Origin of the sequence: Streptomyces sp. NPDC102451 (assembly GCF_044765485.1) — a bacterium.
GTDB lineage: Bacteria > Actinomycetota > Actinomycetes > Streptomycetales > Streptomycetaceae > Streptomyces.
Genome location: NZ_JBIWKD010000003.1, coordinates 193,783 through 215,086 on the forward strand (window position 1 = coordinate 193,783; position 21,304 = coordinate 215,086).

General features: G+C 70.2%; 22 protein-coding genes. 7 read left to right on the forward strand and 15 right to left on the reverse strand.

Annotation, left to right across the window (positions count from 1 at the left end; genetic code table 11):
* The first annotated feature begins 167 nt into the window (after nucleotides 1-167).
* Entirely contained in the window at nucleotides 168-773 is a 606-nt protein-coding gene (locus tag ACIRD8_RS07815) for an RNA polymerase sigma factor (RefSeq protein ID WP_403987755.1), read from the forward strand.
* Nucleotides 761-1,732, forward strand: a complete 972-nt coding sequence (locus ACIRD8_RS07820) for a CU044_5270 family protein (protein WP_403987758.1) — start codon at nucleotides 761-763, stop codon at nucleotides 1,730-1,732. Before ACIRD8_RS07815 ends, ACIRD8_RS07820 begins: the two co-directional genes overlap by 13 nt.
* Nucleotides 1,733-1,845: 113 nt before the next feature.
* Here ACIRD8_RS07820 and ACIRD8_RS07825 read toward each other — a convergent pair whose 3' ends face one another.
* The gene (locus ACIRD8_RS07825; protein ID WP_403987761.1) at nucleotides 1,846-2,055 is read right to left on the reverse strand and encodes a DUF397 domain-containing protein; all 210 of its coding nucleotides are present in this window, start codon (nucleotides 2,053-2,055) and stop codon (nucleotides 1,846-1,848) included.
* Nucleotides 2,052-2,930, reverse strand: coding sequence for a helix-turn-helix domain-containing protein (locus tag ACIRD8_RS07830; RefSeq protein ID WP_403987764.1), 879 nt, complete (start codon nucleotides 2,928-2,930; stop codon nucleotides 2,052-2,054). Before ACIRD8_RS07830 ends, ACIRD8_RS07825 begins: the two co-directional genes overlap by 4 nt.
* Nucleotides 2,931-3,094: 164 nt before the next feature.
* Here ACIRD8_RS07830 and ACIRD8_RS07835 point away from each other — a divergent pair, with 164 nt between their 5' ends.
* The gene (locus ACIRD8_RS07835; RefSeq protein WP_403987767.1) at nucleotides 3,095-3,520 is read left to right on the forward strand and encodes an ATP-binding protein; all 426 of its coding nucleotides are present in this window, start codon (nucleotides 3,095-3,097) and stop codon (nucleotides 3,518-3,520) included.
* A 282-nt stretch (nucleotides 3,521-3,802) separates the two neighbouring features.
* Nucleotides 3,803-4,873, forward strand: a complete 1,071-nt coding sequence (locus ACIRD8_RS07840; protein ID WP_403987770.1) for a helix-turn-helix domain-containing protein — start codon at nucleotides 3,803-3,805, stop codon at nucleotides 4,871-4,873.
* A gap of 73 nt (nucleotides 4,874-4,946) precedes the next feature.
* Here ACIRD8_RS07840 and ACIRD8_RS07845 read toward each other — a convergent pair whose 3' ends face one another.
* The 3 genes from ACIRD8_RS07845 to ACIRD8_RS07855 all read right to left on the reverse strand — a co-directional run bounded on the left by ACIRD8_RS07845 (nucleotide 4,947) and on the right by ACIRD8_RS07855 (nucleotide 7,226).
* A complete protein-coding gene (locus ACIRD8_RS07845) occupies nucleotides 4,947-5,357 on the reverse strand; it encodes a PIN domain-containing protein (protein WP_403987773.1) in 411 nt (136 codons plus the stop codon).
* Nucleotides 5,354-5,575: a type II toxin-antitoxin system VapB family antitoxin gene (locus ACIRD8_RS07850; protein WP_403987776.1), complete on the reverse strand. Its 222-nt coding sequence runs from the start codon at nucleotides 5,573-5,575 to the stop codon at nucleotides 5,354-5,356. Before ACIRD8_RS07850 ends, ACIRD8_RS07845 begins: the two co-directional genes overlap by 4 nt.
* Nucleotides 5,576-5,771: 196 nt before the next feature.
* Nucleotides 5,772-7,226: an ATP-binding protein gene (locus ACIRD8_RS07855; RefSeq protein WP_403987779.1), complete on the reverse strand. Its 1,455-nt coding sequence runs from the start codon at nucleotides 7,224-7,226 to the stop codon at nucleotides 5,772-5,774.
* A 179-nt stretch (nucleotides 7,227-7,405) separates the two neighbouring features.
* On the opposite strand from ACIRD8_RS07855, the gene coaA reads away from it, so the two are divergent.
* Nucleotides 7,406-8,398, forward strand: coding sequence for a type I pantothenate kinase (gene coaA / locus ACIRD8_RS07860; RefSeq protein ID WP_403987782.1), 993 nt, complete (start codon nucleotides 7,406-7,408; stop codon nucleotides 8,396-8,398).
* 46 nt (nucleotides 8,399-8,444) lie between these two features.
* Here coaA and ACIRD8_RS07865 read toward each other — a convergent pair whose 3' ends face one another.
* The 5 genes from ACIRD8_RS07865 to ACIRD8_RS07885 all read right to left on the reverse strand — a co-directional run bounded on the left by ACIRD8_RS07865 (nucleotide 8,445) and on the right by ACIRD8_RS07885 (nucleotide 14,531).
* Nucleotides 8,445-9,896 carry an alpha/beta hydrolase family protein gene (locus ACIRD8_RS07865; protein WP_403987784.1) on the reverse strand — a complete coding sequence of 484 codons (1,452 nt, stop codon included), beginning with the start codon at nucleotides 9,894-9,896 and terminating at the stop codon, nucleotides 8,445-8,447.
* A gap of 177 nt (nucleotides 9,897-10,073) precedes the next feature.
* Nucleotides 10,074-11,432 carry a phosphoglucosamine mutase gene (glmM, locus tag ACIRD8_RS07870; protein ID WP_403987787.1) on the reverse strand — a complete coding sequence of 453 codons (1,359 nt, stop codon included), beginning with the start codon at nucleotides 11,430-11,432 and terminating at the stop codon, nucleotides 10,074-10,076.
* A gap of 220 nt (nucleotides 11,433-11,652) precedes the next feature.
* Nucleotides 11,653-12,180, reverse strand: coding sequence for a 30S ribosomal protein S9 (gene rpsI, locus ACIRD8_RS07875; protein ID WP_031096420.1), 528 nt, complete (start codon nucleotides 12,178-12,180; stop codon nucleotides 11,653-11,655).
* Nucleotides 12,181-12,226: 46 nt separating this feature from the next.
* Nucleotides 12,227-12,670 (reverse strand): 50S ribosomal protein L13, encoded by a 444-nt coding sequence (rplM, locus tag ACIRD8_RS07880; protein WP_401513061.1) that lies wholly within the window; start codon nucleotides 12,668-12,670, stop codon nucleotides 12,227-12,229.
* 241 nt (nucleotides 12,671-12,911) lie between these two features.
* A complete protein-coding gene (locus ACIRD8_RS07885) occupies nucleotides 12,912-14,531 on the reverse strand; it encodes an ABC-F family ATP-binding cassette domain-containing protein (RefSeq protein WP_403987791.1) in 1,620 nt (539 codons plus the stop codon).
* 67 nt (nucleotides 14,532-14,598) lie between these two features.
* On the opposite strand from ACIRD8_RS07885, the gene ACIRD8_RS07890 reads away from it, so the two are divergent.
* Together ACIRD8_RS07890 and ACIRD8_RS07895 are read left to right on the forward strand one after the other, a co-directional pair.
* Entirely contained in the window at nucleotides 14,599-15,459 is an 861-nt protein-coding gene (locus ACIRD8_RS07890; RefSeq protein WP_403987794.1) for a hypothetical protein, read from the forward strand.
* Between the two features lie 62 nt (nucleotides 15,460-15,521).
* Nucleotides 15,522-17,411 (forward strand): hypothetical protein, encoded by a 1,890-nt coding sequence (locus ACIRD8_RS07895; protein WP_403987797.1) that lies wholly within the window; start codon nucleotides 15,522-15,524, stop codon nucleotides 17,409-17,411.
* On the opposite strand, the gene truA is transcribed toward ACIRD8_RS07895, so the two are convergent.
* From truA to rpsM, 5 genes are all read right to left on the reverse strand, one after another.
* Nucleotides 17,380-18,234, reverse strand: coding sequence for a tRNA pseudouridine(38-40) synthase TruA (gene truA, locus ACIRD8_RS07900; RefSeq protein WP_403987800.1), 855 nt, complete (start codon nucleotides 18,232-18,234; stop codon nucleotides 17,380-17,382). The two genes, ACIRD8_RS07895 and truA, sit on opposite strands and share 32 nt — an antisense overlap.
* A 92-nt stretch (nucleotides 18,235-18,326) precedes the next feature.
* Nucleotides 18,327-18,833: a 50S ribosomal protein L17 gene (gene rplQ, locus ACIRD8_RS07905; protein WP_099173843.1), complete on the reverse strand. Its 507-nt coding sequence runs from the start codon at nucleotides 18,831-18,833 to the stop codon at nucleotides 18,327-18,329.
* A gap of 233 nt (nucleotides 18,834-19,066) precedes the next feature.
* On the reverse strand, nucleotides 19,067-20,089 hold the full coding sequence (locus ACIRD8_RS07910; protein WP_003966937.1) for a DNA-directed RNA polymerase subunit alpha: 1,023 nt from the start codon (nucleotides 20,087-20,089) through the stop codon (nucleotides 19,067-19,069).
* Nucleotides 20,090-20,226: 137 nt separating this feature from the next.
* Nucleotides 20,227-20,631 carry a 30S ribosomal protein S11 gene (rpsK, locus tag ACIRD8_RS07915; protein WP_003956432.1) on the reverse strand — a complete coding sequence of 135 codons (405 nt, stop codon included), beginning with the start codon at nucleotides 20,629-20,631 and terminating at the stop codon, nucleotides 20,227-20,229.
* 104 nt (nucleotides 20,632-20,735) lie between these two features.
* Nucleotides 20,736-21,116 carry a 30S ribosomal protein S13 gene (gene rpsM / locus ACIRD8_RS07920; protein ID WP_014047799.1) on the reverse strand — a complete coding sequence of 127 codons (381 nt, stop codon included), beginning with the start codon at nucleotides 21,114-21,116 and terminating at the stop codon, nucleotides 20,736-20,738.
* Nucleotides 21,117-21,304: the final 188 nt, after the last annotated feature.

Sequence of the window (21,304 nt, forward strand, 5' to 3'; positions counted from 1 at the left end):
TCTTCGCCGCGTCCACCGGAAACGAATTCCACGTTTTTCAGGGGCATTCTGTGCAGAGTTATCCAGAAATGCCCCACATCAGCCTTCCTCGCTCCGCCCGTGAACCTTTCCGGGCCGTGCGGGCAACAGGGGGTGTCAGACTCACCGACCGGACCGCTGGAGGCGTTGTGCCCGTACGACCACCACCCTCGCCCGGGCCGGACGACGCCCAAGTGATCGCCGGGTCCCTGGACGACCCGGAGCTCTTCGCCGGGCTGTACGACCGGCACGCGGCGGACATCCACCGGTACACCGCCCGCCGACTTGGGGAGGGCGCGGCGGACGACATCACCGCCGAGGTGTTCCTCGTCGCGTTCCGCACCCGCGCCCGCTACGACCCCGCGCAGCGCCTCGCCCGACCCCGGCTGTACGGCATCGCCGCCAACCTCATCGGCAGGCACCGGCGCAGCGAGGTGCGTGCCCTCAAGGCGCTCGCCCGTACCGGCGAGGACCACATCGCCGCGTCCTGGAGCGAGCGCTCCGACGACCGGATCGCCGCGCAGGCGCCCCTGGCCGGTGCGCTGGCCGCGCTCTCGCCCGGCGACCGGCACGTGCTGTTGCTGGTCGCGTGGGCGGACCTCGGCTACCAGGAGGTGGCCGACGCCCTCGGGATACCGCTCGGCACCGTCCGCTCCCGTCTCAACCGCGCCCGCCGCACGGTCCGCGAGGCGCTTCGAACCGACCCCGCGTTCGCCTCAGCCCACCAGGAGCTGAATCCGTCATGGACGAAATGACCCAGCTGCGCGACATGCGCTCCGACGCCCCCGCACCCGACCGCTTCGCGCTCGCCCCCGGCCGGCAGCGCCTGACCGACGCTATCGCGGGCAGCCGGCGCGGCCGCGGGCCGCGGACCCGCTGGTGGCTCGCCTCGCTCGGCGCGACCGCGGCGGTCACCGTGGCCGCCCTGCTCGGCACCCAGCTGCTCGACACGTCCGGCACTCGCTCCACGGGCCCCGCCACCATGGCGGGCGATCTCGACCTGTCCGGCCCGGCCGCGACGCTGGGCCGGGCAGCGGACTACCAGGAGAGCCTGACGCCTCCGCCGGAGCCCCGCGGTGACCAGTGGATCTACGTCAGGAGGGTGCAGGGGAAGCAGGAGCTGGCGGCACAGGGCGGTCCGACGGGCGAGTTCACGTACGACCCCGATTCCCGGGTCGAGTACGGCAATCCCGCCGCGGAGAAGGACGGGACGGACGACGACCGCTCGCCCCGCGAGATCCACCGGATCGCCGACGAGCTGCCCGAGGACCCCGCGGCCCTGTTGGCCGAGGTCCGTCAGCTCTACCCCTCGGGGACCGATGCCCCCGAGACCAAGGCCGCGCAGATCTTCCGCGGACTGGGCGTACTCGTCGAGTCCTACCCACTCGCCCCGGACGCCCTGGCCCGCATCTACCGGGCGATGGCCACGGTCCCGGGGGTGAAGATCACGGACCACCTCGTCAAGGACGCGGCCGGACGCAAGGCCATCGCCGTCACCCGGGAGGAGGAAGGCACCCACCAACGCCGCGAGCTGCTCCTCTCCCCGTGCGACTACAGCTACGCGGGCCTGCGCTTCGTGGTCACGGAGGACCACGAGATGAAGCTGCCGGAGGGCACCACGGGCATCAACCCGAAACTCACCGCCGGTGACATCACCCTCACCGAGGCCCGCGAGGTCGCGGCCGTCGTCGACGCCAAGGGCGACAAACCCTGACCGGCGCGTCGTCCTGATCGTCCCGGCCGGGCCGGTGCCCGCCGCAGGGGGGCGGACACGGACCGCGGCCGGGATTCAGTCGATGCCCGGCGGGGTGCACAGGGTGTACGCGATCAGCGCCCGGCCGCGTACGAGACGAAGCCCGCCCACGCGCCCGGGGCGAAGGCCAGCTGCGGCACCGACAGGTCTTTCGAGTCACGGACGTGCACAGCCCCGGGTGCGGCCGCAACCTCGACGCAGTCGTTACCGTCGCTGCTGTCGCTGTAGCTGCTCTTGAACCACGCCAGCCCGGGCGCTTCCTCGGCAAAGGTCTTACGGATCACGTCTCCCCCAGCACTTGCTCGATGAAGGCCAGCGACTCTCGTGGCGAGAGAGCCCGAGCCCGGATGATGCCATACCTCAGTTCGAGGATTCGGAGCTGCCTCGGGTCGGATACAGGACGGCCCGCGAACTCGTTGTCCGTACGCCCCACGGCCGAGCCGTCGCCGAACTTCAACACCTGGATCCGCCCGCCTGTTCCAGGATGGTCCCCACAGGACGTAGGCATCACTTGAATCTCGACGCTGCGCAACCTCCCCACCTCCAGGAGGCGTTCGAGCTGCTGCCGCATGACCCGCACACCCCCGATCGGGCGACGCAAGGTCACTTCCTCCTGAACGAAGCTGAACTCCGGAGCGGGATCACGCTCGAAGACCGCGCGCCGAGCCATGCGCGCGTCCACCATCCGCTGGAGCTCTTCCTGAGCGTACGCAGGCCGACGCGTAGCGAGGAGCGCACCCATGTAGGCCTCGGTCTGGAGGAGACCGTGGATGTTGTGGTTGCCGTACGAGGACAGCTCGACCGCCCGCGCCTCCAGCTTCGCCAGGTCCCGCACCTTCTTCGGGTACCGGACCTGCGCCAGGTCCTGCTTCATCGCAGCGATCTTGCCGCCCGCACCCAGGACTTCGTCCACCCTGTCCAGGAACTCCGGCCGAGGGATCCGCCGCCCGCCCTCCACCTTGAAGACCAGGTCCTCGCCGTACCCGATCGCCGCCCCGAGCTCGCCGGCCCGCATCCCGGCCGCCTCCCGCCACGCCTTGATCTGGCGGCCCACGGCCGCGACCACCGCCACCCCCGGCTCGTCGTCGGGGTCGACGTCCCAACCGGGCTCGTCCGCCGCGCCGTCCACCCGCTCCGTACCGACTTCGTCCACGCTCATCCGTGCCCCACTTCCGACGTGCAGGCCAGCCCTGCCCAACCTCGTAGGTCCCCCGTGCGTCACCCAGGACAGCCAGGACAGCACCGGACAAGCCCGGAACAGTCACCGTACGTAAGCACCGCATCACTATTCACGGTACGAGAAGCGCGGCCACGCTGAGTGACGTGAACCGAGAAATCACCCGAACCGAACATTCCGCTCCCGCCCGGCAGTTCGCCGTGCTGCTCTCCCCCACGCGCCGGGGCGCGAGACTCGCCCGCCTCCTCGCCACGGCTCACCTGGGCGACTGGGGACTCCCCACGGAATCGGCCGCGCACATCGTCGCCGAGCTGGCCGCCAACGCCGCCGCGCACGGCCGCGTACCGGGCCGGGACTTCCGGCTGAGCCTCACCGCCAGCGCCGGGACACTGCTGCCGATCGAGGTGACCGACACCCGGGGCGACTCGCTCCCCCTCCCCTCCACCGCCGCCCCGCACGCGGAGAACGGTCGCGGACTGCTCATCGTCGAGGCGCTCGCCGACCGTTGGGGCGTCATCGAGGGCCCGGCCCCCCGCAAGACGGTCTGGGCGGAGCTCGACCTCGCGCCGTGACCGACCCCACCGGGTCGCGGAAACCCACGACCCGGTGACCCGCGACCCGGCCACCCGCGACGTCTAAAGGCCTTTAAGGAACTCGGGAAATAACCCCACCCCACCCACCCCACCCCGGTCCTGACCTGCATCACTCGCACGGGTGACATATCGCAACAGGGCTGGATTTGGGACGGGTTGGCTGGCATATGCTCGCCGCGACAACCACAGACACGAGACGGCCCCGGCTGGGACTACGAATCCCGGCCGAGGCCTGACCACGAGGAAGCAGAGACCTTCCCGATGGCTATCCCGCAGGTTATCGCGCCCCCGTGCGCCCCACCCAACTCCCCCAACAACCGCCCCGACGTCACGCCGACATCCGGCGTCCTCCACGTCACCGTCCGCCACGCTTCCGGCTTCACGGTCATCGGCAACCACCTCGCCCAGCACCGCACGCTCTCACTCCTCGCGATCGGGCTCGCCGCACACATCCAGTCGCTGCCCGCCGGAGCGAAGATCGGCATCAAGGCGCTCACTGCCCGCTTCCCGGAGAGCGAAGCCCGCATCGCAGCCGCCCTGCACGAACTGGAAGCAACCGGCTACCTCCACCGCAGCCGCGTACGCCTCCCCGACGGCCGGGTCGTGACGCGCACGATCTCGTACAACCAGCCGGGCACCACGGCCCCCACGAGCGCCGCCCCGCTCCCCCGACCCCGCCTCCAGCCTCGCCGCGACAGGCCACCAACCGCGCCGGCCGCGCCGCCACCGCCCACGCCGCCACACACCGACGCCGTCCCGACCGTCACCCCCGCCCCCACCAGGGCCGCACCACTCCTGCCGACGGCCTCGGAGCCCCTGTCACCGGTCACCCCACCGACAGCCTTGAAACCCCCACCGCCGGTCGCCCTCACACCCGTACCAGCACCCACGGCCCCGAGACGGCAGCCCCCACCCCTCCCCCAGCCACACACACCCACCGAGGAACTCCACCGGGCAGCAACCGCGCTCCTCGCCGACCTCCGCCGCTACGCGCCCCAACTCACCCTCTCCGAGGCCGACATCGCGGCACTCGCCCCCGGTGTCGCCGCCTGGCTCGAACGCGACGCCCACCCGGACACCATCCGCCACGCCCTTACCAACGACCTCCCGACCCCGGTCAAGCACCCGGCGAAGTTCGTCCGCAGCCGCATCACCGCACTCCTGCCACCCCCGCTCCCCGGCACCGCAGACCTCGCCCCGCCACCCCGCCGCAGGGTCGTCGTCATCCCGCTCCAGAACTGCGACACCTGCGACCGAGCCTTCCGCGCCACCACCCCCGGCCACTGCCGCGACTGCCGAACCGAACAGGCGGAGGGCCGCAGAGCAGCGTGACATCAGGACGGAGGGAATCTTGCGGCTGACGCCCCGACCCATCGGACGAAGGCCCGGCCCGAGCCGCTGGGATTCAGCCGATGTCCTGAATGCGGTGCTCCCGCAGATCGGGAGCATGCCGGGCGACCGTGCGGTAGTCGGCATCGTCATGCAGGACGGTCAGCCCATGATGGGCGGCGGTGGCGGCGATGATCAGGTCCACGGCCGAGGCGCTTCGATGCTGCCCCACCCGGGCCATTCTCTGCTGCACCGCCCCGATCCAGCGCCCGGCGCTCTTCGGAACCGGGACATCGGGATACAGGTCGGTGAACATCTCGACGATCTCGTCGTACTCGCCCCCGGTCCGCGCACTGAAGAGAAACTCCGCGCGCTGCGGATAGCAGGAGCCCACCGAGTCGGCGCAGATGGAGTCGTACCAAGCCGACTCCAACTCGATGTCACCGAGCAACCGGACAAGCCCGGAGGTGTCGAGCAGGTAGATCACCGATCGTCCTTCTCCGCGCGGTGACGGCGCTCGGCATCCTCCACGGCTCCCCAACGCCGCGCGCGTTCGAAGTGCCGAGCGATACGCGCCGCACGGTCCTGCTGGTCCGCGTAGTACCGGAGCGCCAGATTGACGGCTTCCTTCTTGGTCCTGGCCTTGGACAGTGCCATGGTGCGTTCCAGTGCGTCATCGTCTATGTCGATCTGGGTCACGGACATCCAGCGCCTCCCGTCAGACGTTGTGGGGCATGTACATAAAATTGTACGTTAGCCACATCCAGTGCGCTTCCCGTGTCCAGGACCGGCGTCCACGTGACCGGCCCCACTCCGGACGGGTCATCTTGTTGATGTTGGTAGCGATGGCTGACGTGAGACCGGTCTTGGATCGCGCCGGGGCCACCCCCCGGCGGCTTCCTCACCTCCACGCGGCGACCACGTCCTCCGGCCCCCACTGGGCGGCCAGCCCTTCGATCCGGGTCCCGGGCGCCGGGCGACGGCTGACGCAGACGAGGGCCGCGTCCTGCGCGCCCGGCACCTGCCGTGCCGCCGCGGCGAGTTCCGCGAGGTCGTGGGCCCCGAACGGAGTCTCGTCCCGCCATTTCACAGATCCCACGAACGAGACGTGGCGGGCCACAGGCTCCGCGTCCGCGCCGATGAGGTCGATCTCGGGGTTGTTCTGCCGGTTCCACCAGCCGCCCATCTCGGTCGCCTCCGGGAACAGCCCTTCCGGCACCCTCCTGGCGAGCGCCTCCCTGATCACCGGCTCGACGGCACGCCCCCGCCACGACGACCAGGACCTCTGGATCCGGGCCGCCGACACGTCACCCCGGCCCCTCTCGGCCTGCGCGACGGCGTTCTCCAGATGGGCCAGCCAGAACCGCAGATAGGTGTCGGCGATCCGGTAGCGCTTGAGCTTGGGAGCGGGCCGGGTGGACAACGGCGGCTCGGCGGCCACGATCCTCTTGGCCTCGGTGAGCTCTGCCAGTATCGGCGCCAGGGTGCCGTGTGCCAACGGCCGGCCGTCCGCACCCCCTGTGCTCGCCGCGATGCCGGAGAAGGTCCGCTCGCCGGAACCGATCGCCCGAAGCACCCGGCCCGCCTGCAACCGTGCCGGAAACTCCGCGGCCAGGGACCGCTCCCCCGTCGTCAGCAGGACTGACGACGGGTCCTCCACCTGGCGGTGCAGATACCCGGCCACCGACTCCCCGGCCCGCCACTCGGTCACCAGCTCGGGAAACCCTCCGGTGACCAGATAGGCGTCCAGCGCGTCCGCGGCATCGAGACCGGTGGAGTCCTGCAGATCGGCCGGGTTCAGCGGCCCCACGGTGTAGTCCCCCGCCCGCCCGTAGAACGGATGGTCGTACGACGTCAGCCGGTCCATCATCGCCAAGTCGGAGCCGAGCAGCAGCAGAAGCACAGGCTTCGCGGACAGATGCATGTCCCACGCGGTCTTGAGGGCAGCGGCGAACCCCCCGTCCGCCTCCTCCAGCCACGGCACCTCGTCCAGCACGAAGACCACCGGCGCACCAGCGGGCAACGCCGCGGCCACCGCGGTGAGCGTACGGACCCAGTCGTCGGGAGCAGCGGCGTGCGCCAGGGCAGACCCGTGCTCCCTCATTCCTTCACCCTCGGCAACCGCGTCGAACAGGGCCTGTCGGGAAAGAGGAGCGGGCAGGCCGCGGGTCGCCTGGAAGAACACGTACGGCAGCCCCGAGCGGGCACAGAACTCCTGCACGAGCCGGGTCTTCCCGATTCGGCGCCGCCCCTTGATCACCAGTGCCTGTCCGGCACTTCCCCCTGTGGCGGAGACGACCCTGTCCAGCCAGGAACCGAGAACCCGCAGCTCACGACCACGTCCGGCGAAAGCCATGCGCACCCCTTAAGTCAGAACCCTTCAAAGTATGCACCACTCCTACTTTATGACGCTCGGCCGACGCCACGTACACCACCGGTACAAGGCCCACACGCCAGGCGGTCCGCCGTCCCGCCGCTCCCCCACGTGACCGACCCCACCCCCCACTCCGTTCAAACTCCCGCAACAATGAGTACGTGATCACTTCGCCCGCACGGAGCCCCCGCCGCACCGAGCACGCGCCGACGCCCTACGTCGACCTGACCCGGGCCGAGTGGAGCGCCCTGCGTGACAAGACCCCGCTCCCCCTGACGGCCGAGGAGGTCGAGAAGCTCAGAGGGCTCGGCGATGTCATCGACCTCGACGAGGTCCGGGACGTCTATCTGCCGCTCTCCCGGCTGCTCAACCTCTACGTCCAGGCCACTTCCGGCCTGCGCGGCGCGCTGAACACCTTCCTGGGCGATGCCGGGAACGGGCACGGCGAGCAGCGCGGTACGCCGTTCGTCATAGGGGTCGCCGGGAGCGTCGCCGTCGGGAAGTCGACCAGCGCCCGCATCCTGCAGGCGCTGCTGGCGCGGTGGCCGGAGCACCCCCGGGTGGAGCTGGTGACGACCGACGGGTTCCTGCTGCCGATGAAGGAGCTTCAGGCGCGGGGGCTGATGTCGCGCAAAGGGTTCCCCGAGTCGTACGACCGGCGGGCGCTGACCCGGTTCGTCGCCGACATCAAGGCCGGCAAGGACGAGGTGACGGCCCCCATCTACTCGCACCTGATCTACGACATCGTGCCGGGCGAGCGGCTGACCGTGCGCCGCCCCGACATCCTGATCGTCGAGGGGCTGAACGTGCTCCAGCCCGCGCTGCCGGGCAAGGACGGCCGGACCAGGGTCGGGCTCGCGGACTACTTCGACTTCAGCGTGTACGTCGACGCGAAGGCCGAGGACATCGAGAACTGGTACCTCCACCGCTTCCGCAGGCTGCGGGAGACCGCGTTCCAGGACCCGTTCTCGTACTTCCGGAAGTACACGCAGGTCTCCGAGGGCGAGGCACTGGACTACGCGCGCACCATGTGGCGGACCATCAACAAGCCGAACCTGCTGGAGAACGTCGCGCCGACGCGAGGCCGTGCCAGTCTGGTGCTACGCAAGGGGCCGGACCACAAGGTCCAGCGTCTGTCACTGCGCAAGCTCTGACAGCGCGGGCTCTGAGAGCGCCAACTCCCGGAGCCCGGCTCCGGGTTCACGCCGTGCCGAGCGTGTCCTCCAGCCAGTCGAAGACCACCTCGTTGTGCTGCTGCGGCGCCATCGGCGAACAGTGCAGCTGTGCGCCCGTGGCGGCCGTGAGCTTCGTGTAGTCCTTACGGGTCGTGAGCGCGTCGTACAGCTCCCGCGGCTGCCCCGGGTAGAACTGCTCGTCGTCGTAGTCGAGCACCAGTGTCGGCGCCTTGACCCGCCGTACGACCGGCGTGACGTCAAGGCTCATGACGACCTGCGCCGGGGTCCAGAAGTCGGTGAACATCCTGCCCTCGCGGGCCTCCCGCATCGCCTCCGGCGAGAAGGGCTCGATCCGCTTCTTGAACAAGTAGGCGAGGGACGGCGTGAGCTCGGGGACGACCTCCTCGTTCCAGATCCGGTTGGTCTCCTCCTTGTCGTCGCTCACGATGTCCCTGATCTCCGCCGGGAAGCCGAGCCAGGGGGAGAGCACGCCCGGCTCCGTGACGAGGGCCGCGAGCCGGGGTTCGAAGGCGGCGGCGCGCACGGTGAGGTTGCCGCCCATGCTGATCCCGGTGAGGGCGATGCGGCGGGGGTCGACGTCGGGGCGGCGCAGCAGCCAGTCGACGAGCGGGGTCACCGCCCGTTCCCAGGTGCCGTTGAACGGCACACCGTGCGCGAAGAGCACCTCTCCCTGGCCGGGGCCGTCGTAGACGAGGGCGTTCCAGCCGCGCTCCAGCGCGGCGGCGACGCCGTAGGTCCACATGTCGATGTTCTGACCGTCGCTGCCGTTGGTGAGGATGACGGTGGGCCTACGCCGCTTTGACGTGTCGGACCGGAAGAACCAGACCGGCATCGACGTCTTGCGGTCGTACGCGACCCGGTCGGTGATGACGGCCGGTTCGCACAGCCCGGCGAAGGTGTCCCAGGCGCGGCGGCCGGCGAGGTAGATGTCCTCCTCGCGGCCCGGGGCGTCGGTTCCGAGCACGTAGAACAGCGCCTGTGCGTAGTACTGGGAGGCCCGCAGCGAGCGGAACCGGCGGGTCTGCTCGTGGCGGTCCCGTACGGCGGCCCCGTCCTTGCCCGCCCGGCTCCGGCGCGGCGGTGCGACCAGACGGTCGCCGAGTGCCAGGAAGGTGTCGGTGTACGTCTGCTCGTCGAGTCCGGCGGTGTTGATGGCGTTGACGGCGGTGAGGACCTCGCCGACGTCGCTCGCCCGCATGCCCGCGGCCCCGAGTGCGAGGAGCCCGGCGAAGTTGAAGCCGGGGTCGTCGAAGAGCGTCATCACCCCGGGCGTCGGATCGGCGGGGGCGGCGGCCACGGGATCGGCGGTCGGCGTGAACGCGGTGGTCGTACGCGAGGCGCCGGATGTACCGGCTGCGGGCGCCGTATGCGCGGCCGCCGTCCCGGTCGCGAGGGCCGCGGCGGCCCCGGCTGCCAGCCCGGTGAGCGCACGCCGGCGGGAAACTGCACTGGACATGATCGTTCCTCTACGCGGAAGCGGAGTGGGCGCCGGACACCGTGCGTGCGCCCGGCGCCCGAACCTACGGTCGCCCGCACCCCCCACCGCTCTGCCACACCGCTCGTGCGCCGAACGGCCCACCCCCTCCGCGGAGAAGGTGGGCCGTTCGGCGCACGAGGAGCTGTCCTGTCCGGCTCAGCCGAGCGCGGACTTCACCACGTCGGCCAGCTGCCCCGCCACGGCGCGCGCCTGCTCCAGGTCGGCGGCCTCGACCATGACCCGTACGAGCGGCTCGGTGCCCGACTTGCGCAGAAGTACGCGGCCGGTGTCACCCAGGGCGTGCTCGGCCTGGGACACCGCGGCGGCCACCTCGGGCGAGGTGTCCACGCGGGACTTGTCGACGTCCGGCACGTTGATGAGGACCTGCGGGAGGCGCTGCATCACACCGGCCAGGTCGGCGAGCGTACGTCCGGTGGCGGCGACCCGGGCCGCGAGCATCAGCCCGGTCAGCGTGCCGTCACCCGTCGTGGCGTGGTCCAGGACGATGACGTGGCCGGACTGCTCGCCGCCCAGCGCGAAGCCCTCGGCCTTCATCGACTCCAGGACGTAGCGGTCGCCGACGGCGGTCTGGACGAGCTGGATGCCCTCCCGCTCCATCGCCATCTTGAAGCCGAGGTTCGACATGACCGTGCCGACGACGGTGTCCTTGCGCAGGTGGCCCGACTCGCGCATGGCGAGGGCGAGCACGGCGAGGATCTGGTCGCCGTCGACCTCCGCGCCGGTCGCGTCCACGGCCAGGCAGCGGTCCGCGTCACCGTCGTGCGCGATGCCGAGGTCGGCCCCGTGCTCGACGACGGCGGCACGCAGCAGCTCCAGGTGGGTGGAGCCGCAGCCGTCGTTGATGTTCAGGCCGTCGGGCTCGGCGCCGATGGTGATGACCTCGGCCCCGGCCCGGGCGAACGCCTCGGGCGAGACCCGTGCGGCGGCGCCGTGCGCCTCGTCGAGGACGACCTTCAGCCCGTCGAGCCGGTTCGGGAGGACGCCGATGAGGTGGGCGACGTAACGGTCGAAGCCCTCGTTGTAGTCGGTGACACGGCCCACGCCGGCGCCGGTCGGACGGCTCCACGGCTCACCGGTGCGGTGCTGCTCGCAGACCGTCTCGATGCGGTCCTCCAGCTCGTCGGCGAGCTTGTGCCCGCCCCGTGCGAAGAACTTGATGCCGTTGTCAGGCATGGCGTTGTGGCTCGCCGAGAGCATGACACCGATGTCCGCGCCGAGCGCACCGGTGAGGTAGGCCACAGCAGGGGTGGGGAGCACCCCGACACGCAGGACGTCCACGCCGGCACTGGCCAGGCCCGCCACGACGGCGGCCTCCAGGAACTCCCCGGACGCGCGGGGGTCACGGCCCACCAGCGCGGTCGCCCGATGCCCCTCGAAGGTGCCCGCCTCGGCCAGCACGTGCGCCGCCGCGACCGAGAGCCCGAGCGCGAGCTCGGCTGTCAGGTCCGCGTTGGCGACGCCGCGCACGCCGTCCGTGCCGAAGAGTCGTCCCACTGGTGTCCTCCGAAGGTGCTCCGAAACCGCAAAACCAAAGTAATCAAAACAGGGCAAAGAGAGGCAAGGCACAACAAGGAAGGGTGCACCTGAGGCCGTCGACCCTATAAACGTTCAAACGTCTTTAGCCGTTATACGCCCGCGAGGGCTGATAAACGAACGCCCCGGCAGCACGAGGTGTGCCGCCGGGGCGAACGTGTAAAGCAGACGAGCAGGCGGTTTAGCGCTTGCTGTACTGCGGGGCCTTACGGGCCTTCTTGAGACCGGCCTTCTTGCGCTCGACCGCACGGTCGTCGCGGGAGAGGAAGCCGGCCTTCTTCAGCGTGGCGCGGTTGTTGTCCACGTCCGCCTCGTTCAGCGCGCGGGCCACGCCGAGGCGCAGGGCACCGGCCTGACCGGAGACGCCGCCACCCGAGATGCGGGCGATGACGTCGTAGCGGCCGTCGAGCTCGAGCACCTTGAAGGGCTCGTTGACTTCCTGCTGGTGCACCTTGTTGGGGAAGTAGTCCTCAAGGGTGCGACCGTTGATCTTCCACTTGCCGGTGCCCGGAACGATCCGGACGCGGGCGATGGCGTTCTTGCGACGGCCAAGGCCGGCCGCGGGCTGCGGGTCGCCGAAGCGGCCCGCGAGCGACTCGGAGGTGTACTCACCCTCGACGGGGACCTCCGACTCGAAGGTGGTCACCTCGGCGAAGGTCTCTTCGCCCTCGGTGCCCTCGACGGGCGTCTCTGCAGTGGTCTCGGCCACGATTCTCCTCAGATCTTTCTTTTACGTCTTAGGGGGGAGGCCGGAACTACTGCGCGACCTGGGTGATCTCGAACGGGACCGGCTGCTGCGCAGCGTGCGGGTGCTGGTCGCCCGCGTAGACCTTCAGCTTCGAGATCATCTGACGACCCAGGGTGTTCTTGGGGATCATGCCCTTGATGGCCTTCTCGATGGCCTTCTCCGGGTTCTTGGAGAGAAGCTCGTCGTAACGCACCGAACGGAGACCGCCCGGGAAGCCCGAGTGGCGGTACGCCATCTTCTGGGTCTTCTTGTTGCCGGAGAGGTGAACCTTCTCGGCGTTGATGATGATGACGAAGTCGCCCATGTCCATGTGGGGGGCGTAGATCGCCTTGTGCTTGCCTCGGAGGAGGTTCGCAGCCGTGGTGGCCAGACGGCCGAGGACGATGTCCTCGGCGTCGATGATGTGCCACTGGCGAGTGACATCGCCGGGCTTGGGGCTGTACGTACGCACTTCGTAGCCTTCGCTTCTTCAGTGGATGGGGTGCAGACACACGGCACCTCTGAAGCGATATGCAGCTGGGGCTCACACTGCCGGGGACACTGCCCGTATGCGAGCCACTGGTAACTGCTCCAGAGAACCTACGTAAGGGCCCCTCGCGTGAGAACGACCAAGCCAATACGCATAACGAACCAGAGAATACCGTTCGGCCCCCGCGCAGGTCAAAACGCCTCCCGCGCCGGGCCGCCGGCCCCTACCGTACGCGCTCCACCCGGCGCTCGTCCCACACCGGCTCCGTGGACTCCCGCACCACCCCGTCCGAGCCGAAGACCAGGTACCGGTCGAAGGACTTCGCGAACCAGCGGTCGTGCGTGACGGCCATGACCGTCCCGTCGTACACCTCCAGACCGTCCTGGAGGGCCTCGGCCGACTCCAGGTCCAGGTTGTCCGTCGGCTCGTCCAGCAGCAGCGCGGTCGTGCCGGCCAGCTCCAGGAGCAGGATCTGGAACCGCGCCTGCTGCCCGCCGGACAGCCGCTCGAAGGCCTGGTCGCCCTGGCGCTCCAGCTCGTAGCGCCGCAGCACACCCATCGCGCCGCCGCGGTCCTTGGCGTGCTCCGTCCAGAGGATCTCGACGAGCGTCTTGCCGAGCAGCTCCGGGTGGGCGTGCGTCTGCGCGAAGTGGCCGGGCACGACCCGGGCGCCGAGCTTCCACTCACCGGTGTGCGCCACGGGCTCCCCCGCCAGCAGCCGCAGAAAGTGTGACTTTCCCGACCCGTTGGAGCCGAGCACGGCGACCCGCTCCCCGTAGTAGATCTCCAGGTCGAACGGCTTCATCAGACCGGTCAGCTCAAGACCGGTGCACGTCACCGCCCGCACCCCGGTGCGCCCGCCACGCAGCCGCATCCTGATGTCCTGCTCGCGGGGCGGCTCCGGCGGCGGGCCGGCCTCCTCGAACTTCTTGAAGCGGGTCTGCATCGCGTGGTAGCGGTTCGCCATGTCGGGGCTGTTCGCCGCCTGCTGCCGCATCCGCAGGACGAGCGCCTTCAGCCGGGCGTGCTCCTCCTCCCAGCGCCGCAGGAGCTCCTCGAAGCGTGCGAACCGCTCCTTGCGGGCCTGGTGGTACGTGCCGAACCCGCCACCGTGCACCCAGACGTCCGACCCCGCGGGGCTGGGCTCCACGCTCACGATCTTCTCGGCGGCCCGGGAGAGCAGCTCCCGGTCGTGGGAGACGAAGAGCACCGTCTTACGGGTCTCCTTCAGCTTCTCCTCCAGCCACCGCTTGCCGGGGACGTCCAGATAGTTGTCCGGCTCGTCCAGCAGCAGCACCTCGTCGGGCCCGCGCAGCAGCGCCTCCAGCACGAGCCGCTTCTGCTCACCGCCGGACAGCGTGCGCACCTCGCGCCACTGCGCCTTCTCGTACGGGACACCGAGCGCGGCCGTCGTGCACATGTCCCACAGCGTCTCGGCCTCGTACCCCCGGGCCTCCGCCCAGTCGCTCAGGGCCTGCGCGTACGCCATCTGCGCCGCCTCGTCGTCCACGGTGAGGATGCGCTCCTCGGCCGCGTCGACGGCCTTCGCCGCCTCCCTGATCCGGGGCTGGGCCACGGACACCAGCAGGTCACGGACGGTCCGCTCGTCCCGTACGGACCCCACGAACTGGGCCATCACGCCGAGCCCGCCGCTCACCGAGACCGAGCCGCCGTGCGGCTGGAGCTCCCCGGCAAGCAGCTTCAGCAGGGTCGTCTTGCCCGCCCCGTTCGCGCCGACGAGGGCGACGACGGCGCCGTCGGCCACCCGGAACGAGGCGTCGCCGAGCAGCACCCGTCCGTCCGGCAGGTAGTACTCCAGGTGGCCCGCTTCAAGATGTCCCATGCACAGCATTGTCACGGCATGCGAACCGTTGGCCCAACCGGATTACGGTCGGTCTAGGATTCGCCGCATGAGCTTTGGGCAAGGGGGGCCCTCCTGGGGGCCGGGAGGACCGGGAGAGAGCCGGACTCCGGACTGGGCGGCACTGGCCGAGGCGTCCGCCGCACGCGGCAGGCGCAAGAAGTGGCTGATGATCGGCGGCGGCGCGGTGGCGACCGCCGCGGTGGCCGCGATCGTGGCCACGGCCGTCATCACGACCAACGGCGGCGGCGCCTCCGGCTCGGACAAGAACGCGAGCGAGCTGCCGGCCCCCGCCGACCTGCCCAGCGAGACCTCCGCGCCGGGGCCCTCCTTCTCCTCGGTCGCGCCGCCGCCCCCGCCGGACCCGAAGGACTACATAGCCGACGAGAAGAAGGACAAGGACCCGGTCACGGTCGACGCCTTCTTCCCGGGCAAGAAGCTGACCATGGGCGACCGCGTCTACGCCAAGGGCGCCACCGCCCGTACGGCGAACTGCGCCACGACGACCCAGGGCGCCCTCGGCTCGATCCTCGACACCAACGGCTGCGACCAGGTCATCCGCGCGACGTACAGCAAGGGCGGGGTGGCGGTCACCGTCGGGCTCGCCGTCTTCGGCACCGAGGCGGAAGCCAGGAAGGCCGCTCAGCAGGCGTCCGGCGGCCTCGCCTCCCTCAGCGGTTCGGGGGTCCCCACCTTCTGCCGCGGCGGATCCGTCTGCCGGCGTACGGCCAACTCCTACGGCCGGTACGCCTACTTCACGATCGGCGGCTACACGAGCGGGAAGAACGTCACCACGGCGGCCAAGGACGTCTACAAGGCCGGTGACGACCTCACCGAATTCACCTTCCGCCAGATCCGGCACCGCGGCGAGGTCCAGGCCTCGGCGGCCGCAGGGGCCCCCGTCGCCTGACCGTCCGTGCCCTCCCCCCACGCACCAGCCCCGTCCCTCCCCTCGACCGAGGACTCGCCGCCGTGCGTCTGACCACCCTCTTCACCCTCCCGCGCGTCCTGCGCCACAGCGACGCGATAGGCGCCGACCTGCCCCCGGACGACGCCGTGGTCCTCGACGCCCCGGACCCCACACTGCGGGTGGCGCTGGCCGCCGCCGCGGCGGGTGACCACGCACCGGCCGCCGAACTGCTCGCCCTCACCCGCGAGCACGCCCAGTGGGAGCGCAGGGACACCTGCGTCTCCCGCATCGCCCGGGCCTCGCTGCACCACCCCGGCTGGCTGGACAGCTGGCTGGAGGAGTCCCCGGAGAACCCCGACGCCGTACTGGTCAAGGCCGACCAGTACATCTACCAGGCCTGGCAGATACGGACCGGGGCCCGCGCCAGACACGTTGAGGCCGACCAGTTCCGGGCGTTCCACACGGTGCTGCGGGACGCGGTGCCGGTGATCTCCGACGCCGCCGAGCTCAACCCCGACGACCCGGTCCCCTGGCGCATCGCCCTGACCCAGGCCCGGGGCATCCAGGCGCCGCGGGAGACCTTCGACACCTATCTGGCCGAGGCGAACGCACGCGACCCGCACCACGAGGGCTGCCACATCCAGGCGCTCCAGTACCTCTGCGACAAGTGGTTCGGCTCGCACGAGGAGATGTTCGCGTTCGCCGAGCGGGCGGCCGACCAGGCACCCCCCGGCTCCCGGATCCACGCGCTGCCGCTGCAGGCCGTCGTGGAGTACCTGATCGCCGACGAGGAGACGCCCGACCCCGACCCGTACACCTCACGCGTCGAGGCGGCGGTGACCCGCGCGCAGGCCCTGTCCGACAGCTACGCCCCCGGAGACCGGGAGGCCGCCGGCTTCCGCAACCACCTGGCCCTGGTCCTCTGGTCGATGGACCGCTACGACGAGGCCCTCACGGCCTTCCGCAGCATCGGGGTGCACGCCACCACCTTCCCGTGGACCTACTTCGGTGACGCCCGCGCCGAATTCCTGGAGGCCCGCTCCGACACCCGCGTCGAGCTGGCGATGAGGATCCCCTTCTTCCGCCCCTCTCCCGAGCCCCCGGCCACCGGCGCACCCGACTGGGAGCGCGAGCTGGCACCACGGTCGGTCGCCATCGCCTCCACCGGCCCCACGGAGGTGGCCCAGGCCGCCCTGATCTGCGGGCACAGCCTGCGTACGGCCCCGGCGGGCAGCCATCACACGTACGTCGAGATCGTCCCGGACCCCGTACGCGGCAAGCGCGTGGCCCTGCTCCCCGAGGACCCGCTCACCTCGGCGGCCGACAACTTCACCACGGCCGAGGAATGGCCCGCCCTGGTCCTGCACCGCACCCCGGAACGCAGCAGCTTCACCCTGCTGCACCGGGGCAGGAAGGTGGCGGACCACACCTGGGAGACGGCTGCCCCCGCAGCCGACCACACCGAGGCGACGGCGACGGCCGCCGCGCTCGCGCGGGTGTACGGACTGACCGACCCACGGCCCCTGGCCCACGTCCTGCGGGCCACCGGAGACCCCGCCCGCCACCAGAGCGAACTCGTCGCCGCCCTGGGGCTCCCGCCCCTGCCCGCCGGCTACGGCGGCGAGCTGGAGATCCTCGCGGAGCTCCCGGGCGCCCGCGTCCTCGCCCGGCGCGGGTTCCTCGCGGGGATGCGGGACACCCTGACCACCAAGGACGGCGTCCACCCGGAGGCCCCGGCCCCGGAAGAACCGCACCCGGTCCACTGGTGGGCACTGCGCACGGCGGCCCTGCTGTTCTTCACCGCGGCCGCGGTCTACGCCTGGTGGACGCCGGACATCGGCTGGTTCCGCTCCACCGTGTCCAGCACCCTCGCCGTGTACTACGCGGCCAAGCTGCTCCGCGCCCTGCGCCGCAGACCGGTCAGCAGCAGCCCGCCCCCGGCAGCGTCCTGACGTTACGGGCCTCCACGGCCCTGGCCGCCAGCAGCGCGTCCGCCGGATACGCCACCTCCTCCAGCGTCAGCCCGTGCGGCCGCACCACGTGCACCGCGGGGTCCCGCACCTTTGCCGCCAGCACCTCGGCCGGCCACGCGGCAGGCCTGCGCCCGTCCCCCACGAACAGCGCCGCGCCGATCAGCGCCCGCACCATGTTGTGGCAGAACGCGTCCGCCTGCACGGTCGCCGTCAGCACCCCGGACTCCGCGTCCCGTACCCAGTGCAGCTTCTGGAGCGTACGGATGGTCGTGGCACCCTCACGCTTCTTGCAGTACGCCGCGAAGTCGTGCTCCCCCGTCATCAGGGCGGCGGCCTCGTTCATCGCGTCCAGGTCCAGCGGACGGTCGTGCCACAGCACATGGCCGCGCAGCAACGGGTCCACCCCGCCCGGCCGGTCCCCCACGCGGTACGCGTAACGCCGCCACAGCGCGGAGAACCGCGCGTTGAACCCCGCCGGCGCCTCGGCCGCCCGCCAGATCCGTACGTCCAGCGGCAGGCGCCCCGCCATCCGCCGCAGCAGCTTCTCCTCGTGCTCGGCCCACACCTCGGCCGGCAGGTCGACGTGCGCCACCTGCCCGCGCGCGTGCACCCCCGCGTCGGTGCGCCCGGCGACCGTCAGGTCGTAGGTCACCGACGACCGCGTCACCGTGCGCAGGGCGTCCTCGATCTCGCCCTGCACGGTGCGCCTGCTGGTCTGCTTCGCCCAGCCGGAGAAGTCCTTGCCGTCGTAGGAAAGGTCCAGCCGTACCCGTACAAAGCCGGGCTCTGCCTCGTCACTCACCCGAAGATCCTCTCAAAGCAGATCCCTCTCAAAAGAACGGGCCCGCAACGCCCCGAAGGGAGATGCGGGCCCGTACCTGGGTCTCAGAACGCTCAGGCGTCCTTGGAGTCCTCGGCGGCGGCGTCGGCCGGCTTGGCGTCCTCGACGGTCTCGGCCGGAGCCTCGTCCTTCTTGAGGGCGTCTTCCTTGACGGCGCGCTTCGTCGCGGCCTCGGCCTCACCGGTGGCCTGCTGGGCCACGGTCAGCGCCTCGACCAGCTCGATGACGGCCATCGGGGCGTTGTCGCCACGACGGTTGCCGATCTTGGTGATGCGGGTGTAACCACCGGGGCGGTTCTCGTACCGCGGGGCGATCTCGGTGAAGAGCGTGTGCACGATGCCCTTGTCCGTGATCGACTGCAGCACCAGGCGACGGTTGTGGATGTCGCCCTTCTTCGCCTTGGTGATGAAACGCTCGGCGACCGGACGCAGGCGGCGGGCCTTGGCCTCGGTCGTGGTGATGCGGCCGTGCTCGAACAGCGACTTCGCGAGGTTGATGAGAAGAAGCTTCTCGTGCGCAGCGCTGCCGCCCAGACGGGCACCCTTGGCGGGCTGAGGCATGGTTTTCTCCTTGTGTGCTGCACCGGCCGTATCAGGTACCGGTGTCAGTTCCCCCGAGGCGGTCGCCCCGCGGAAGTGTGTGTGCTGTCGCCGCGCCGACTCATTCGCGAGTCGGCATCCGCACCCGAAATCCAAGCCTCAGCCCGAAAATCAAGCCCGTCCGGCGATTGAGGACAAAGCCTCAGCCCCGGCTGGGGGCACCCTCAAAACCGGGCACCCCCGCCGGAGGCGACTCAGTACTGCTCGGTCTCCACGAAACCGGCATCCGCGTCGTCATCCGCACCGAACGCGTCGGCCGCGGCGGTCGGGTCGAAGCCGGGAGGCGAGTCCTTGAGCGCGAGGCCCATACCGGCCAGCTTCGCCTTGACCTCGTCGATCGACTTGGCGCCGAAGTTGCGGATGTCGAGCAGGTCCGCCTCGGAACGGGCCACGAGCTCGCCCACCGAGTGGATGCCCTCACGCTTGAGGCAGTTGTACGAACGGACCGTGAGCTCGAGCTCCTCGATCGGCAGCGCCAGATCGGCGGCGAGCGCGGCGTCCGTCGGGGACGGGCCCATGTCGATGCCCTCGGCGTCGATGTTGAGCTCGCGCGCCAGACCGAACAGCTCGACCAGGGTCTTACCGGCCGACGCCATGGCGTCACGGGGACGCATGGCCTGCTTGGTCTCGACGTCGACGATCAGCTTGTCGAAGTCGGTGCGCTGCTCGACACGGGTCGCCTCGACCTTGTACGTGACCTTGAGCACCGGCGAGTAGATGGAGTCGACCGGGATCCGGCCGATCTCCTGGCCCACCTGCTTGTTCTGGACGGCGGAGACGTAGCCGCGACCGCGCTCGACGGTCAGCTCCATCTCCAGCTTGCCCTTGCCGTTCAGCGTGGCCAGGACGAGGTCCGGGTTGTGGACCTCGACACCGGCCGGCGGGGCGATGTCAGCAGCGGTGACCAGGCCGGGACCCTGCTTGCGCAGGTACATCACGACCGGCTCGTCGTGCTCCGAGGAGACGACCAGCTGCTTGATGTTGAGGATGAGGTCGGTCACGTCCTCCTTGACGCCCGGCACGGTGGTGAACTCGTGCAGGACACCGTCGATCCGGATGCTGGTGACAGCGGCACCGGGGATCGAGGAGAGGAGGGTGCGGCGCAGGGAGTTGCCAAGGGTGTAACCGAAGCCCGGCTCCAGCGGCTCGATCACGAACCGGGAGCGGAACTCGTCGACGACCTCTTCGGTCAGCGACGGACGCTGAGCGATAAGCATGTGGTGATCCTTCAGTCATGGGCACCCGCTATTTGATGCCCGACAGATGAGACAAGGATACGGGCGGCACGCCCCCTGAGGGACATACCGCCCGGATCCGACGCTACTGACGCACAGCCGTCACCGGCCGTGACGACTCAGACGCGGCGACGCTTCGGCGGACGGCAGCCGTTGTGCGGCGTCGGGGTGACGTCCTGGATCGAACCGACCTCGAGGCCCGTGGCCTGCAGGGAGCGGATCGCGGTCTCACGGCCGGAGCCGGGACCCTTGACGAAGACGTCGACCTTGCGCATGCCGTGCTCCTGCGCGCGGCGGGCGGCCGACTCGGCGGCCATCTGCGCGGCGAAGGGGGTGGACTTGCGCGAGCCCTTGAAGCCGACGTGGCCGGCGGAGGCCCAGGAGATCACGTTGCCCGAGGGGTCCGTGATCGAGACGATCGTGTTGTTGAACGTGCTCTTGATGTGGGCGTGCCCGTGAGCGACGTTCTTCTTTTCCTTGCGACGCACCTTCTTGGCTGCGCCCTGACGACCCTTGGGGGGCATGTCTTGACTCCAGATGGAGAGGGGAGGTGATCGGTCCTACAGCGAAGACCGCTGGTTTCCGCGAACGCCCGGTGACCGGACATCCGCAGTACGTCCGCTGAGGACTACTTCTTGCCCGGCTTCTTCTTACCGGCGATGGCGCGACGCGGGCCCTTGCGGGTACGCGCGTTCGTGCTGGTGCGCTGACCGTGGACCGGCAGACCGCGACGGTGCCGGATGCCCTGGTAGCAGCCGATCTCGATCTTGCGGCGGATGTCGCCCTGGATCTCGCGGCGAAGGTCACCCTCGGTGCGAAGGTTGGCGTCGACGTACTCGCGGATCTTGACCAGGTCCTCTTCGGCCAGGTCACGAACGCGGGTGTTCGGGTTCACGCCGGTGGTGGCGAGGATCTCCTTGGACCGGGTGCGCCCGATACCGAAGACGTAGGTGAGGGCAACCTCCACGCGCTTTTCGCGCGGGATGTCAACACCTGAAACGCGTGCCATTCAATGGCTCCAGTTGTTATTTCGGGGGTCTTCCACAGTGCCGCTCCCGAACGCCGACCTCGACCGCGTGGGAAGAGGTGGTACGCCCAGGTCCCCGGCCCCCGCCGGAGGTGTCGTCAGCCGAAGCTTGGACGGGCTCTGCGTATGTACGTTTACGTGCGTCGCGCGAAGAGCTGCGAGATGCAGGT

Bases quoted from the DNA above. Each gene is read 5' to 3' on its own strand.
- ACIRD8_RS07820 (WP_403987758.1), top strand. From the start codon at position 761: ATGGACGAAATGACCCAGCTGCGCGACATGCGCTCCGACGCCCCCGCA.
- ACIRD8_RS07830 (WP_403987764.1), bottom strand. From the start codon at position 2,930: ATGAGCGTGGACGAAGTCGGTACGGAGCGGGTGGACGGCGCGGCGGAC.
- ACIRD8_RS07840 (WP_403987770.1), top strand. From the start codon at position 3,803: ATGGCTATCCCGCAGGTTATCGCGCCCCCGTGCGCCCCACCCAACTCC.
- ACIRD8_RS07850 (WP_403987776.1), bottom strand. From the start codon at position 5,575: ATGTCCGTGACCCAGATCGACATAGACGATGACGCACTGGAACGCACC.
- ACIRD8_RS07855 (WP_403987779.1), bottom strand. From the start codon at position 7,226: ATGGCTTTCGCCGGACGTGGTCGTGAGCTGCGGGTTCTCGGTTCCTGG.
- ACIRD8_RS07865 (WP_403987784.1), bottom strand. From the start codon at position 9,896: ATGTCCAGTGCAGTTTCCCGCCGGCGTGCGCTCACCGGGCTGGCAGCC.
- ACIRD8_RS07885 (WP_403987791.1), bottom strand. From the start codon at position 14,531: ATGGGACATCTTGAAGCGGGCCACCTGGAGTACTACCTGCCGGACGGA.
- ACIRD8_RS07890 (WP_403987794.1), top strand. From the start codon at position 14,599: ATGAGCTTTGGGCAAGGGGGGCCCTCCTGGGGGCCGGGAGGACCGGGA.
- rplQ (WP_099173843.1), bottom strand. From the start codon at position 18,833: ATGCCTCAGCCCGCCAAGGGTGCCCGTCTGGGCGGCAGCGCTGCGCAC.
- ACIRD8_RS07910 (WP_003966937.1), bottom strand. From the start codon at position 20,089: ATGCTTATCGCTCAGCGTCCGTCGCTGACCGAAGAGGTCGTCGACGAG.
- rpsK (WP_003956432.1), bottom strand. From the start codon at position 20,631: ATGCCCCCCAAGGGTCGTCAGGGCGCAGCCAAGAAGGTGCGTCGCAAG.
- rpsM (WP_014047799.1), bottom strand. From the start codon at position 21,116: ATGGCACGCGTTTCAGGTGTTGACATCCCGCGCGAAAAGCGCGTGGAG.